Source organism: Microbacterium sp. BG28 (assembly GCF_034044005.1).
Lineage (GTDB): Bacteria > Actinomycetota > Actinomycetes > Actinomycetales > Microbacteriaceae > Microbacterium.
This window is the reverse complement of sequence record NZ_JAXCHA010000003.1, coordinates 880,166-894,433: the sequence shown is the minus strand read 5'-3', so window position 1 is coordinate 894,433 and position 14,268 is coordinate 880,166. Positions and strand designations below refer to the sequence as shown.

Here is a 14,268-nt window from a genome sequence, read left to right as displayed (position 1 = left end):
CCGCGGGGCGTCTCGTCGTTCACAACGGCGCTCAGTCGGCTGCGGTGACCTGCGCCTGGTGTCGCACCGGGAAGTTGACCGAGTTCGCGATGAAGCACCATTCGTGGGCCGTGGCGTGCGCGGCCTCCGCGACCGGGATCATCGACGCCTCCGCCACGACGACGCGGGGCGTCAGCAGCACGTCCGTGAAGCGGCCCGCTCCCGATCCGTCGTCGGTCATCGTGCCCTCGGCGGCGTCTTCGTAGGAGACCACGACGACTCCCGCCACGACGCAGGCGTGCAGGTACGACAGCAGGTGGCACTGGCTGAGGGCGGCGAGGAGCATGTCCTCGGGATTCCATCGCTCGGGGTCGCCCCGGAACGGCTTGTCGGCGGATCCCCGCAGCTCGGGCTTGCCGTCGACCGTCAGAGTGACGTCGCGGTCGTAGTCGCGGTATCCGCTCGTCCCGGTGCCGCGGTTGCCGGTCCAGAGCGCGTTCAGACGATAGTGGTGGGTGCCAGGCATGGGGCACAGTCTGTCATGGCGGATGCGGGTGCCGACTACGCTGAGAGGATGCCCGAGACGTTCTCCGCCACCGCCGCCGTCGAGCTCGCCGTCGTGGAACGCAGCGGCTTCGTCGAGTCCCGTCACACCGGCTCCGCCGTGGTTCTCGCGCCCGACGGCACCGTGCTCGCCGCGCACGGCGACCCCGCATCCGCCGTGCTGCCGCGCTCCACCCTCAAGCCGCTCCAGGCCCTGGCCTGTGTGACCGCCGGGGCTGCGTTGGAGGGCGAGAGGCTGGGCCTCGCCACCGCCAGCCACGCCGGAACCGAGCGGCACGTCGCGGTGGTGCGCTCCATCCTCGAGGACGCCGGCTGCACGGAGGACGACCTCGGCTGCCCGCCGGCCTGGCCCGGCGACACGGCCACACGGGACGAGATGGTGCGCGATCACGCGACGCGGTCCCGCATCCGGATGAACTGCTCCGGCAAACACGCGGCGATGCTGCTCGCCTGCCGCACCACGGGCTGGGACACCGAAGGTTACCTGGAACCCGCGCACCCGTTGCAGCAGCACATCCGCGAGGTCGTGGAACGCCTGACAGGCGAGCGTCCGGTCGCGGTGGCGGTCGATGGATGCGGTGCTCCCGTGCCGGCTCTGACCCTCACGGGCCTGGCGCGCGCCCTGCATCGCATGGGGACGTCATCGGAGCGGTCACCGTTCGCCCTGCACCGCAGCGCCGCGACGCTCATGGCCGCGGTGCGGGAGAACCCGTGGACGATCGACGGTCCGGGCCGACCGGACACCGTGATCATCGAGCGCACCGGCGTGTTCACGAAGACCGGCGCCGAAGGACTCGTCGTGATGGTGGCCCCGGACGGCACCACGGCGGCCGTCAAGATGCTCGACGGCTCCTCGCGCGCCACGGCGACGGTGGGTCTGCGTCTGCTCGAGCGCTCCGGTGCGCTCGCGACATCGGACGCGGATGCGGCGCGCCGCGACCTCTCGCTCGCCGTTCACGGCGGCGACGCGATCGTCGGCGTCATCCGTCCGACGGTGTGATCTCCTTCTCCACCATCCCCCACGGGGAGCCGTAGCCCGCGGGCGCAGGCTCGGCCAGCAGATCGAGGAACGGCCTCGCGTCGAAAGCCTCCGGGCCGAGCACGCCCTCCCCCGCCCAATCCCCCCGCGCCAGGAGTTCGAGGGCGATGACGGGATTGATCGCGGTCTGCCAGACGACGGCCTGCGAGTTGTCCTGGCGCATCGTCTGCTCGTTGTCCGCCACATGGTAGAGGTACGTCGATCGCGGCGTGCCGTCCTTGCCGGTGCCGCGCACCCACACACCCGCACAGGTCTTGCCCGTCATGCGGTCGCCGAGCGTCGCCGGGTCAGGAAGCGCCGCCGCCACGACATCGCGCGGAGACACCTCAACACCTTTCACGGTCACGGGGTCCGTGCGGTCGAGCCCCGTCTTGTGCAGCACCTGCAGCACCTGGATGAACTCGTCACCCAGGCCGTACTTGAACGTGACGCGTTTCGCGTTCGTCCAGCGCGGCATGAGGAGGACTTCCTCGTGCTCCACGTTCACGCACTCCACCGGTCCGATCCCGTCGGGGAAGTCGAAGACCTCCGGCTCGGAGAACGGAGCGGTCGTGTACCACCCGCGATCCTTCTCGTAGATCACGGGCGGGTTCAAACACTCCTCGATCGTGGTCCATATCGAGAACGAGGGAGCGAAGTCGTAACCCTCGACGACGAGGTTCGCGCCGTCGCGCACGCCGAGTTCGTCGATCTCATCGAAAAGTTCGTCCTGCGCATAGCGAGCGAACACGTCCGACAGCCCGGGTTCGACCCCGATGCCCACGAGCGCCAGCCGCCCCGCCTCGCGCCACTTCTCGCCGGCGGCGAACTGCTCGTCGCCGAGCTTCACCCCCGGGAGCTCGTACGGCTTCTGCGGATGCGGCTTCGACAGGCTCATCGCCATATCGAGGTAGGTGGCACCGGCATCGAAGACGCCGGTGAAGATCGGCATCACGAAGCGGGGGTCCACCGCGTTGAGCACGTGCGTGGCTCCGCTGTCGCGCACGAGGGCCGCGACGGACGCCGCATCCGATGCATCCACCTGAGCGGCGCTGAAACGGGGGTCGGCGAGCTCGGCGACGAGCGCCTCCGGTCTGGCCGGGTCGTAGTCGGCGATCACCACGGCGTCGAAGAAGTCGCGACGGACGGCGATCCGGGCCGCCGCGGAGCCGACGCCTCCGGCGCCGATGATGAGGATGCGCATGCTGTTCTCCTGTCTCAGATCAAGCCGCCGTCGACCGAGCGCCCGTAATCGCCTTCATCCGGGACGAGGACCTCGGTATCGCGGTTGAGGCTCTCGCCCCGGAAGAACCTCTTCGAGCGCGGGAAGAGGAACCACACGAACATCAGCACCACGCCGACGGCGAGCGCGCCGATCCCGATGACGAAGGTGCCGCCGATCCCGAACAAGACCGTGTAGCCGTAGTCGACGTCCCACATGTCGATCGCCGACTGGATGAACGCGTAGGTCAGCATGAGGGCGCCCAGCAGCGGGAGGAGCCCTTTCACCACGAACGCACCCGCCGAACGGAAGAGCTCACCCCGGAAGTACCAGACGCAGGCAAATCCGGTGATGGCGTAGTAGAACGCGATCGCGAGCCCGAGGGAGAGGATCGAGTCCTGCAGGATGTGGTCGCTGATGAGCGACATCCCCACGTAGTACACGACCGCGACCACCCCCATCACGAGCGTCGAGAACGACGGCGTGCGATAGGCCGGGTGCACGTCCTTGAACCGCGCGGGAAGCGCACGGTAGACGCCCATCGCAAGGGTTCCGCGCGCGGTCGGCAGGATGGTGGTCTGGGTCGACGAGACGGCGGAGATGAGAACGGCGACGACGAGGACCCATCCGAAGGGGCCGAGCAGTCCGTCTTTGATGGCGAGGAAGAAGTCGTCGGCGTTGCTCTCGTTGCCCAGTCCCACGCCGTCTTCGCCGAGGCCCGCGTACATCATGGCAGCGATCGTCACCGACACGTAGGTCACGAGCAGGATGACCGTGGTCAACAGCGCCGCGCGCCCGGGTGTGCGTTTGGGGTCCTTCGTCTCCTCGTTCAGGGCGAGACAGGTGTCCCAACCCCAGTAGATGAACAGGGCCAACAGCACCGCCTCGGTGAAGCCGCTCCAGTCGGCGAACCCGAACGGATTGAGCCAAGAGATATCGAACGGCGTCGGGTGAGGGGCTGTGCCCGCGAAGAACTGCCACAGCGCCGCCACCACGAAGATCGCGAGGGCGAGGTACTGAATGGCGAGCAGGATGTTCTGGATGCGTTCGCCGATCTCGACGCCGCGCCAACTCACCCACGTCATCGCGGCGATGAACGCCACCGCGACCAGCAGGATGCGCCAGTCGTTGTTCTCGAACTCGAGACCGAACAGCGCCCAGAAGTAGATCGAGGCGATCTGGGCGAGGTTGGCGAGCACCACCATTCCGGCCACCGCGACGCCCCATCCACCCATCCAGCCCACCCACGGCCCGAACGCCTTGGTGCCCCAGGTGAAGGTCGTCCCGCAGTCGGGGACCGCCCGGTTCAGCTCGCGGTAGGCGAAGGCGATGAACAGCATCGGGATGAAGGCGATGATGAAGGCGATGGGCGCTTGGGCCCCCACCGCGAGCACGACGAAACCGAGCGTGGCCACGAGCGAGTACACCGGCGCTGTGGACGCGAGCCCGATGACGGTCGAACCCCAGAGCCCCAGCGTTCCCGCCGCGAGCCCCTTCCCGTCCGGGCGCTGCAGGTGGATGGGGGTGGTTGTCATGCCCAGACGTTAGGGGTCGGATCCATCGGCGGTCAAGCGATCCGCCGCACACGGACCGGATCGACGCCCGGCAGCTGCACACGCACAGGCAGGGACCCCTCGCGCACGAGCCACGCGCGCCCCCGCCCGGGAGCGCAGAACGGCGGCAATGCTCGATCTCCGGTGAGCATCCGATACTCCGCGGCGCAGTCTGCATCCACGAGCAGATCGCCGCGCGCCCGGATCGCCTGCAGAACGGGCCAGGATCGCTGCCACAGTTCGGGATCAGCGACGATCGCTCGCGCGGCGCCGGGGGCAGCGCGGTCCGCGTCCGCGATCGCGACGATGTCGCACCCCCTTTCGGCGAGAGCCGCCGCGACCCGTCGTGCCTGCATCCCGTCGCGGATGACCACGCCCACCGAACCCGCCCCGCCCGGGTAGGGGAAAGGCTCCGCGGCAGCCACCCGCTGCGGGGTCTCGACCCACGGGACCTGGATCAGACGGCCGTCGAGCAAGCCTCGGCCTGCCGGAGCCTGCGCATCGAAGAGCTCGGGCGCGCCTCCCGCACCGAGGTGGTCGATCTTGCTCGGCATCCGCAACAGCACCCGCCTCGGGAGGAGGTCGGCGATGCGTGCGAGCGGACCCATGGCACGCCCGCTGGAGATCGCGAAGCGCCGCCCCTGGGCGCGCGCGGATCGGCAGGACCGTTCGATCATGGCCAGAGCGGCGGCCGCGTAGTCGGGTGGGAGGCCCGCCAGCGCCGCATCCAGATCATCCAGCACCACGAGAGCGTCGTCCGCCCCCTCGAGCGCGCACAACGCGTCCCAGAGGCCCTCCGGGTCGCCCGGAAGCCACCGAGCGGGAGTCTGCGCGGCGAGGGCTGCGAGTGCCGTGGTGCGCCCGCTTCCGGGACCGCCGAGAACGAGGACGCCTGCGTCGCCCTGCTCGAGCCGCGCAGCGCGCTGACGCTGATGGTCCGGTTCGTCCACGAGCCCGACGACGGGTCGCGCGGCGCTCACCGGCGCCTCGGACAACGGCCAGCGCTGCGGAAGCGGGGGCTGCCAGGGACGCCGCGGCTCGGGCTCCGCACGGCGACGGTCGCAGATCGTCGACACGTCCGCGGGAGTGGTCCTCGCCACGCGCAGCGCATGCGGCTCCGCATCACCGGCGCGCCGCACGAAGGCGGTGCCGCGGGATGCGGGGTCTCCCGGGATCTCGGCGGCGGCGTGAGTGCCGATGACGAAACGACTGTCGGCATCGTCGACGACCCGCAGGCTCACACGCAGCGGACAGTTCGCCAGCAGCGACTCGCGCACGACGCCCGCAGCGCGTTGCGTGCCGAGGATCAGATGGATGCCAAGGGCTCGCCCACGCGCGGCCAGGTCGGCGAACAGCGTTCCGAGTTCGCGGTGCGCATCGAGGAGAGCGGCGAACTCGTCGACCACCACCACGAGGCGCGCCAGGTCGACACCGGCGTCGGCGACATCGCGCGCGCCCGCTGCGGCGAGAGCACGTTCGCGGTGCCGGATCTCCGCCCGCAGGCTCTCCAGCGCCCGCTGCGTCGCGTACGGGTCGAGATCGGTCAACACGCCCGCGACGTGCGGCAGCGCCGCCAGAGCGTCGAACGCGGTCCCGCCCTTGAAATCCGCCAGCAGGAACGTGACCTCCCGCGTGCTGCGCGTCGCCGCCAGCTGCGCGACCCACGTGACCAGGAGTTCGCTCTTGCCGGAGCCGGTCATCCCGGCCACCAGAGCATGCGGACCGTCGGCGACGAGGTCGACGATCGCCGGTCCGCTCCCGTCGGCGCCGATCGCGATGGCGAGACCACGCCCCGCCGCCGGGGGGTGCTCCAGCTCTCGCGCCGCGACGGCTGACGGCAGCTCGCGCCGACCGGGCAACGCCCGATACCGCTCCCCCAGCGCGGACGCGAGCCGCGCGGCCTGAGCGGCCGAGAGAACGTCGACGCATACGTCGACCGCGCGCCCGGCGTACTCGAGGCGGGCGCGGTGCACGTCGTCGAGAGTGAGCACCGCCGCGCACCGGGTCGGGACCGGCTCGTGCGGTTCGACGACGAGCACCGCCGCATCCTCCCGACCCCGCGCCTGCGCCGCGTCGACGTCGAGGTGACACGGCACCCCCGACGCGACGCGATGGGGCAGTGCGGCGATCCACGGGTCGACTGCGTCGGTCACGACCCGGAGCGAGCCGGGTGGATGCGTGCAGCACAGCTGCAGCACGAGCCCGCGAGCCACTGCTGCGGCGATGACCCGAGGACCGCGCACGGCGATCCCCGCACTGATCGGAACCGTCACAGGCGCGTCCGAGACAGTTCCGGCGCGCGCGATGAGCTCGCGAGAGAGTTCGTCGTCCGCGGCGCTGACGCTGACGTCGCTGACGACGTCGCCACGACCCACGACGAGCACCCCGCCGCGCGACGGATGCGGTCGCCACAGCTCCCCCGGTTCATCGAGGTAGCCGTCGAGCGTGGGCGTCGCGCGCAACGCCTCCGAGCGCTCCAGGGTGTGGCGCCGGTCGATCTCCTCGCGGATGCGCTGCACCAGCGCCGCGCGAACGCGCTGCTGCTCCCTCGCGTCGCGGCGGGCGCCCCGCGAGCCGTCCAGCACCCCGGCGACGGCGATCACCGGTCCGAGCAGCGCGAACCACAGCACCCCCGCATAGCCTGTCACCTGCCAGAGCACGAACGCTCCCAGAACCGGGGCCAGCGAGGCCAGCCACGGGATCCGCGGACGGCGTCGGGGCGGATCCGGCGGCGGCAGGGTCAGGTGCGCCGGCGGCGCAGCGGCACGACCGGTGGCGGGCTGAGGAGTGAACACCACCTCAGTGTGGAACGCCGGTGGCGGACGTACACCTGCCCGGTCGCCGCGGTGGCACGTATCGCGGCGGGGTACGCCTGTGGAGGATCAGTCGGTGCGTGTGACGTTCAGAACGATCACGGTGACGTTGTCGCGTCCGCCGTTCTCGAGCGCGGCATCCATCATGGCGGCCGCAGCTTCTGCCGGGTCCTCGTGCTCGCGCAGGAAGTGCTGGATGCCGTAGTCCGTGAGTTCCTTGGTCAGCCCATCCGAGCACACGACGAAACGATCGCCGTCGAGCACGTCGAGGCGGATGTAATCCGGCCGCACGCTGTCGCTGGGACCCACGGCACGCGTGATCACGTTTCCGTAGGGGTGATGCTCGGCTTCCTCTGGGCTGAGTCGGCCGGCAGCGACGAGCTCCTGGACGACGGAGTGATCTGTCGTGATCTGCACGAGGGTGTCGTCGCGGAGCAGATACACCCGCGAGTCACCGATGTTCAGGCTGACCCAGTGCGGCTCGTTGCCGGTGAGCTCGAGGAAGACACCCGTCACCGTGGTGCCCGTGCCGTCATCGGTGGCATCGGGGTGCGATGCGATGTCCTTGACGGCCTTGGCGAGCGCCTTTTCGATCGTCTTGGGCGTTACGGATCCCGAACCGACGATCGCCTCGAGGCGGTTCACGGTGCTCGAGCTGGCGATCTCTCCTCCGATGTGCCCGCCCATGCCGTCGGCGACGACGAACAGCGGATACTCGGCGAACACGGCGTCCTGGTTCACCTCGCGGCGGCGGCCGACATCCGTCAGAGCCGCCCAGGCGAGCTCGATCGATCCCTGCGGCAGCGGCACAGTGCGCCGCCGGGTCGCAGCCTCGGGCACGCGGTGTCCTTCCATCGGGGATATGGCACGTCGATGTCGACGCGGTCCTCACATCCTAACGACTGCGTCCGGCGGATCGGACCCGGCCGGCCGGATGCGGCGAGCCTCCGTTCGCGGAGAACGGAGGCTCGCCGAGGGATTCCGTCAGCCGCGCGGGGGCTCGGCCTCATCCGAACCGGGCGTCGTCGGCGGCACCGGCGGCGCCGTGGGCGGGACTGCCGGGTCGCTCGGCGCGGCCGCGCCGTCGGCGGGCGGAGGGGTGTACGCCGGCGGCGGGTACGCGCCCGGCTGGGGGGCCGCTGCGGGCGGGTACGCACCCGGCTGCGGGGCCGCGGGAGGCGGGTACGCACCGGGCGCGGCATAGCCGCCCTGCTGCGCCGGGGGCGCGTACGCACCGGGCTGCTGCGGGTAGCCGCCGGGCTGGCCGTAGCCGGCGGGGGGCGGGTACGCGCCGGGCGCGCCGTAGGCGCCCTGCGGAGCGGGAGCACCGGGCTGTACCGGAACGCCCGACCACACGACGTTGTCCCCGAGGAAGCTGCGGCTCCACGGCGCCGGAGGGATCTGCGGGTTCCAACGCGACTTGTCGTAGGCCACGATGCCGAGCCAGACGATGCTGAGGAAGAAGTAGAGCACGACCCACGCGCCTTCCTTCTGCAGCTTCTGTCCGACGCGGTACGCAGCCATCACCACGTACACGGTCGATGCCAGCGAGGGAAGGAGAGCGAAGAAGGTGCCGATGTAGGGGATCAGGCTCAGGACGAAGGTCGCACCGAAGAGCACGAGGAGCCACCAGGGGTTGAGGTCACCGAGCTTCACGAACACCATCTCGCGGTACACGGGCACCCAGCCGCGCCACTTGCCCTCGACGCCGGCCTTCTCGAAGAGCTTGTTGTAGAAGATCGACGAGACGACATAGGCCGCGATGCCGATCAGAAGGAAGACGCCGAAGAAGACGGCGATGAATCCCAGAAATGCGGCTCCGGAATAGCCGTAGTCATAGTCGTACGCATAAGGGTTCACGGGGAATCCTCTCGGGTCAGAGGCATGCTCGCCTCGCGGAACTACCCGTCCCGCGGCTCACATCGTAGCGAGCCTGAGTGTTGCCTGACAGGGCCTTGCGTGAAGTTGGGGATGAACCCTCATACGGTGAGGTGAAGTTCGCCGTTCTCACCGTCGGTGACCGCGATCCCGGCGCCCTCCGTCCAATGCAAGAACGCGCTGCGGGACGCGATCCGCGGACGCTCCTCGGCGAGCCGACGCACGAGGGAGCCTTTGGCGTGCTTGTTGAAGTGGTTGAGTGCCCGCACCTCGCCGTCCGCGCCCGTGGTGACGACACGGACGTAGGCGGATGCGGACCCCGCCGGAACCGGGCCGAGCGCGACGTAGGCCTCGGAGCGGAGGTCCAGAATGAAGGGCGAGCCCGTATCGCCGAGCGCCGACGTGACGGGCGCGGACCAGTGGCGGCGCAGCGGAGCGAGTCCCGGCAACGACGCGCCGGCCCCCAGCCGATAGCCCGGGATCGGATCGAGGGCGCCGACAGGGCCGAAGGGCGCCGAGTGGATGAGCACATGCTCTCCGAGCCACCGTCGCGCACGCGGATCGAGAGATGAGGCGTCGAGGGCATCGAACAGCACCCCGGTGTAGCGGTCGATCGCCGGCATCGTGGGAGATGACCGCAGCGCCGCGTTGACCGCGACCTCCCCCCGCTGGCGCGCGCTCAGCTTGAGGACCTTCGCCGCCGCATCCTCGTCGCGCGAGAGCTCCACGAGCGCCGACACGACGGCCTCTCGCTGCGGCGCCAGCTCCGGCAGCCGAAGACCCGCTGCGCTCCACGGTGCACCGAGGCCACCGGCGCGCTTGGTCTCGGAGGGTGGCAGCAGCACGAGCATGGTCACTCCAGGAGAACGACACACGCCGCCCGCGCGAGCGGACGGCGTGTGTGCGGGATGCGGGTCAGGAAACGAGTGCCGCGTTGCCGGCCACGATCGTGACCTGGTCGTGCTCGACGGAGATGAAGCCGTCGTGCGCGTTGGCGACGATCTTGTTGCCGCCGGGCTCGGTGATGCGCACCTGTCCTTCGGCGAGGATCGCCAGCACCGGCTCGTGACCGGTCATGAAACCGATCTCGCCCTCGATGGTCTTCGCGATAACCAGGTCGGCCTCACCGGACCACACCTCGGCATCCGCGGAGACCAGACTCACCTTGAGCGGCATGATCAGCCGTTCTCCTTCTGGATCTGCGCCCACTTGGCCTCGACGTCGGAGATGCCGCCGACGTTGAAGAAGGCCTGCTCGGCCACGTGGTCGAACTCGCCCTTGACGATCGCGTCGAACGACTCGATGGTCTCCTTGATCGGGACGGTGGAGCCCTCGACACCGGTGAACTTCTTCGCCATGTAGGTGTTCTGCGAGAGGAACTGCTGGATGCGACGTGCACGCGACACGACGATCTTGTCCTCTTCGGAGAGCTCGTCGACACCGAGGATCGCGATGATCTCCTGCAGTTCCTTGTTCTTCTGCAGGATCTGCTTCACCGAGGTGGCCACCCGGTAGTGGTCCTCACCGATGTAGCGCGGGTCCAGGATGCGGCTGGTCGAGGTCAGCGGGTCGATCGCGGGATACAGACCCTTCGACGCGATCTCGCGCGAGAGCTCGGTGGTCGCGTCGAGGTGGGCGAACGTTGTCGCGGGAGCCGGGTCGGTGTAGTCGTCGGCGGGCACGTAGATCGCCTGCAGCGAGGTGATCGAGTGTCCACGGGTCGACGTGATGCGCTCCTGGAGCACGCCCATCTCGTCGGCGAGGTTCGGCTGGTAACCCACGGCAGAGGGCATACGGCCCAGCAGCGTGGAGACCTCGGAACCGGCCTGCGTGAAGCGGAAGATGTTGTCGATGAACAGCAGCACGTCCTGCTTCTGCACGTCGCGGAAGTACTCCGCCATCGTCAGAGCCGACAGCGCGACGCGAAGACGCGTCCCCGGCGGCTCGTCCATCTGGCCGAACACGAGGGCGGTCTTGTCGAAGACGCCCGCCTCCTCCATCTCGCCGATGAGGTCGTTGCCCTCACGGGTGCGCTCACCGACACCGGCGAACACCGACACACCACCGTGATCCTGCGCGACGCGCTGGATCATCTCCTGGATCAGGACGGTCTTGCCGACGCCGGCGCCGCCGAACAGGCCGATCTTGCCGCCCTGCACGTACGGGGTGAGCAGGTCGATGCTCTTGATACCGGTCTCGAACATCTCGGTCTTCGACTCGAGCTGGTCGAAGCTCGGCGCCTGGCGGTGGATGCCCCACCGCTCGGTGACCTCGACCTGCTCGCCGGGAGCAGCGTTGAGGACGTCGCCGGTCACGTTGAAGACCTTGCCCTTGGTGACGTCACCGACCGGAACCGTGATCGGGCCGCCGGTGTCGCGCACCTCCTGGCCGCGGACGATGCCGTCCGTGGGCTTCAGGGCGATGGCGCGCACGAGGTCGTCACCCAGGTGCTGGGCGACCTCGAGCGTGATCTCCGTCGACTCCTCGCCGATGGTGATGGTCGTCTTGAGCGCGTTGTAGATGTCGGGGATCGAGTCGTGCGGGAACTCGATGTCGACGACGGGGCCGGTCACGCGCGCGACGCGCCCGACGACGGCGACGGACGCCTGATCGGCCGTTGCGGTGGTGGTCATGGTGTCTTCCTCGTTTTCTACTTGCCGGACGCCAGGGCGTCGGCGCCGCCGACGATCTCGGCGATCTGCTGCGTGATCTCGGCCTGACGCGCGTTGTTGCGCAGGCGGGTGTAGTCGGTGATGAGCTTGTCGGCGTTGTCGCTGGCCGACTTCATCGCTTTCTGCGTGGCGGCGTGCTTGGCCGCCGAGGACTGCAGGAGGGCGTTGAAGACCCGGCTCTGGATGTACACCGGGAGCAAGGAGTCCAGAACGGCCTCGGCATCCGGCTCGAACTCGTACAGCGGGTAGACCGCCGCCGCGGAGGACGGCGTCTCTTCGGCCGCCTCGACGACCTCGAGCGGGAGGAGACGCACAGTCTCCGGACTCTGGGTCATCATGCTGACGAAACGGTTGTACACGAGGTGGATCTCGTCCACTCCGCCCGCCTCGCCGCCGCGGCGGAACGCCTCGAGCAGCGTGTCCGCGATCTCCTCGGCGGTCGAGAAGTGCGGTGTGTCCGTGTCCCCCGTCCATTCCGCGGCCGCCACGAGCTTACGGAACTGGAAGAACCCGACCGCCTTGCGACCGACGAGGTAGAACACCGGCTCGCGGCCCTCGCTGCGCAGCAGCTCGCCCTGTTCCAGGCCCGCGCGGATGATCTGCGAGTTGAACGCCCCCGCCAATCCGCGGTCGGACGAGAAGATCACGACGGCGGAGCGGCGGATCACCTCGGGCTCACGCGTGAGCGGGTGGTCGACGTTCGAGTACGTCGCGACGGCCGAGACGGCCCGCGTCACGGCCTGCGCGAAGGGCGAGGATGCGCGCACGCGCGTCATCGCCTTCTGAATGCGCGAAGCCGCGATGAGCTCCATCGCCTTCGTGATCTTCTTGGTCGTCTGAGCAGAAGCGATCTTCTGCTTGTAGACCCTGAGTTGAGCGCCCATGATTTACGGTTCCGTACGTCAGCCGCGACGGCCCTTGACGATCTTCTCCTGGTTGATGTCCTCGACCTCGGCGGCAGCGAACTGCTCGTTGCCGGGAGCGCCGATGGCCTTGGCGCCACCGGAGGTGAATTCCAGGATGAACTCGTCAGTGACCTTCTCGAGCTCGGCGACGGTCGCGTCGTCGAGCACGTTGGTGTCGCGGAGGGTGTCGAGGACCTGCGTGTTGCGACGCAGGTGATCCAGCAGCTCGCGCTCGAACTTCAGCACGTCTTCGACAGCGATCGCGTCGAGCTTGCCGTTGGTGCCGGCCCAGATCGAGACGACCTGCTCCTCCACCGGGTACGGCGAGTACTGCGGCTGCTTCAGCAGCTCGGTCAGGCGAGCACCACGCTCGAGCTGGCGACGCGAGGCCGCATCCAGGTCGGACGCGAACATCGCGAACGCCTCGAGGGAGCGGTACTGCGCGAGCTCCAGCTTCAGCGTTCCCGAGACCTTCTTGATCGACTTGACCTGTGCGTCACCACCGACACGCGAGACCGAGATGCCCACGTCGACCGCGGGACGCTGGTTGGCGTTGAACAGGTCGGACTGCAGGAAGATCTGGCCGTCGGTGATGGAGATCACGTTGGTCGGGATGTAGGCCGACACGTCGTTGGCCTTGGTCTCGATGATGGGAAGACCCGTCATCGAGCCGGCACCCAGCTCGTCGCTCAGCTTGGCGCAACGCTCGAGCAGACGCGAGTGCAGGTAGAACACGTCACCCGGGTAGGCTTCGCGGCCCGGCGGGCGGCGCAGCAGCAGCGAGACGGCCCGGTAGGCCTCGGCCTGCTTCGACAGGTCGTCGAAGATGATGAGCACGTGCTTGCCGCCGTACATCCAGTGCTGGCCGATGGCCGAGCCGGTGTAGGGGGCGAGGTACTTGAAGCCGGCGGGGTCGGAGGCGGGAGCAGCGACGATCGTCGTGTACTCCATCGCTCCGGCGTCCTCGAGCGCGCCCTTCACGGAGGCGATCGTGGAGCCCTTCTGTCCGATGGCGACGTAGATGCAGCGCACCTGCTTGTTGACGTCGCCCGACTCCCAGTTGGCCTTCTGGTTGATGATCGTGTCGATCGCGATGGCCGTCTTACCGGTCTGGCGGTCACCGATGATGAGCTGGCGCTGGCCGCGGCCGACGGGGATCATGGCGTCGATCGCCTTGATGCCGGTCTGCAGGGGCTCGTGAACGCTCTTGCGCTGCATGACGCCGGGCGCCTGCAGCTCGAGGGCGCGACGGCCCTCAGCCTCGATGGCTCCGAGACCGTCGATCGGGTTTCCGAGCGGGTCGACGACCCGGCCGAGGAAGCCGTCGCCGACGGGCGCGGAGAGGACCTCGCCGGTGCGCGTGACCGGGTGACCGGCCTCGATGCCGGCGAAGTCGCCGAGGACGACCACACCGGCTTCCTTCTCGTCGAGGTTCAGCGCAAGGCCCTGGGTGCCGTCTTCGAACACGACGAGCTCGTTGGCCATGAGGCCGGGGAGGCCCTCGACGTGCGCGATGCCGTCACCGGCGTCGATGACGGTCCCGACCTCTGCCGTCGCGGCGCCGGTCGGCTCGTATGCTGCGACGAAGTCCTTCAGGGCGTCACGGATGACGTCGGGGCTGATGGAGATGTCTGCCATTGTCTTCCTTCGGTTCATGGGGCCTC

Annotated in this window: 12 protein-coding genes; 1 reads left to right on the top strand and 11 read right to left on the bottom strand. The window is 69.0% G+C overall.

Features of this window, described 5'->3' with window-relative positions; all coding sequences use genetic code 11:
* Positions 1–31: 31 nt before the first annotated feature.
* Positions 32–505: an OsmC family protein gene (locus SK224_RS15240; protein WP_320435494.1), complete on the bottom strand. Its 474-nt coding sequence runs from the start codon at positions 503–505 to the stop codon at positions 32–34.
* A gap of 48 nt (positions 506–553) precedes the next feature.
* On the opposite strand from SK224_RS15240, the gene SK224_RS15235 reads away from it, so the two are divergent.
* A complete protein-coding gene (locus SK224_RS15235; RefSeq protein WP_320435493.1) occupies positions 554–1,543 on the top strand; it encodes an asparaginase in 990 nt (329 codons plus the stop codon).
* Here SK224_RS15235 and SK224_RS15230 read toward each other — a convergent pair.
* The 10 genes from SK224_RS15230 to atpA all read right to left on the bottom strand — a co-directional run bounded on the left by SK224_RS15230 (position 1,524) and on the right by atpA (position 14,242).
* Complete coding sequence (locus SK224_RS15230; RefSeq protein ID WP_320435492.1) at positions 1,524–2,765, bottom strand: saccharopine dehydrogenase family protein; 1,242 nt, start codon at positions 2,763–2,765, stop codon at positions 1,524–1,526. The two genes, SK224_RS15235 and SK224_RS15230, sit on opposite strands and share 20 nt — an antisense overlap.
* 14 nt (positions 2,766–2,779) lie before the next feature.
* Positions 2,780–4,318 (bottom strand): APC family permease, encoded by a 1,539-nt coding sequence (locus tag SK224_RS15225; protein WP_320435491.1) that lies wholly within the window; start codon positions 4,316–4,318, stop codon positions 2,780–2,782.
* 32 nt (positions 4,319–4,350) lie between these two features.
* Positions 4,351–7,131 (bottom strand): FtsK/SpoIIIE domain-containing protein, encoded by a 2,781-nt coding sequence (locus SK224_RS15220; RefSeq protein ID WP_320435490.1) that lies wholly within the window; start codon positions 7,129–7,131, stop codon positions 4,351–4,353.
* An 87-nt stretch (positions 7,132–7,218) separates the two neighbouring features.
* Positions 7,219–7,989: a PP2C family protein-serine/threonine phosphatase gene (locus SK224_RS15215; protein ID WP_192900673.1), complete on the bottom strand. Its 771-nt coding sequence runs from the start codon at positions 7,987–7,989 to the stop codon at positions 7,219–7,221.
* Between the two features lie 144 nt (positions 7,990–8,133).
* Positions 8,134–9,009, bottom strand: coding sequence for a DUF5684 domain-containing protein (locus SK224_RS15210; RefSeq protein WP_320435489.1), 876 nt, complete (start codon positions 9,007–9,009; stop codon positions 8,134–8,136).
* 119 nt (positions 9,010–9,128) lie between these two features.
* On the bottom strand, positions 9,129–9,878 hold the full coding sequence (locus SK224_RS15205; RefSeq protein ID WP_320435488.1) for a peroxide stress protein YaaA: 750 nt from the start codon (positions 9,876–9,878) through the stop codon (positions 9,129–9,131).
* A 64-nt stretch (positions 9,879–9,942) separates the two neighbouring features.
* Complete coding sequence (locus tag SK224_RS15200) at positions 9,943–10,203, bottom strand: F0F1 ATP synthase subunit epsilon (RefSeq protein WP_137416473.1); 261 nt, start codon at positions 10,201–10,203, stop codon at positions 9,943–9,945.
* Between the two features lie 2 nt (positions 10,204–10,205).
* Positions 10,206–11,660 (bottom strand): F0F1 ATP synthase subunit beta, encoded by a 1,455-nt coding sequence (gene atpD / locus SK224_RS15195; protein ID WP_320435487.1) that lies wholly within the window; start codon positions 11,658–11,660, stop codon positions 10,206–10,208.
* A gap of 17 nt (positions 11,661–11,677) precedes the next feature.
* A complete protein-coding gene (locus SK224_RS15190) occupies positions 11,678–12,583 on the bottom strand; it encodes a F0F1 ATP synthase subunit gamma (RefSeq protein WP_320435486.1) in 906 nt (301 codons plus the stop codon).
* An 18-nt stretch (positions 12,584–12,601) separates the two neighbouring features.
* Positions 12,602–14,242, bottom strand: a complete 1,641-nt coding sequence (gene atpA / locus SK224_RS15185) for a F0F1 ATP synthase subunit alpha (protein WP_320435485.1) — start codon at positions 14,240–14,242, stop codon at positions 12,602–12,604.
* Between the last annotated feature and the right edge of the window lie 26 nt (positions 14,243–14,268).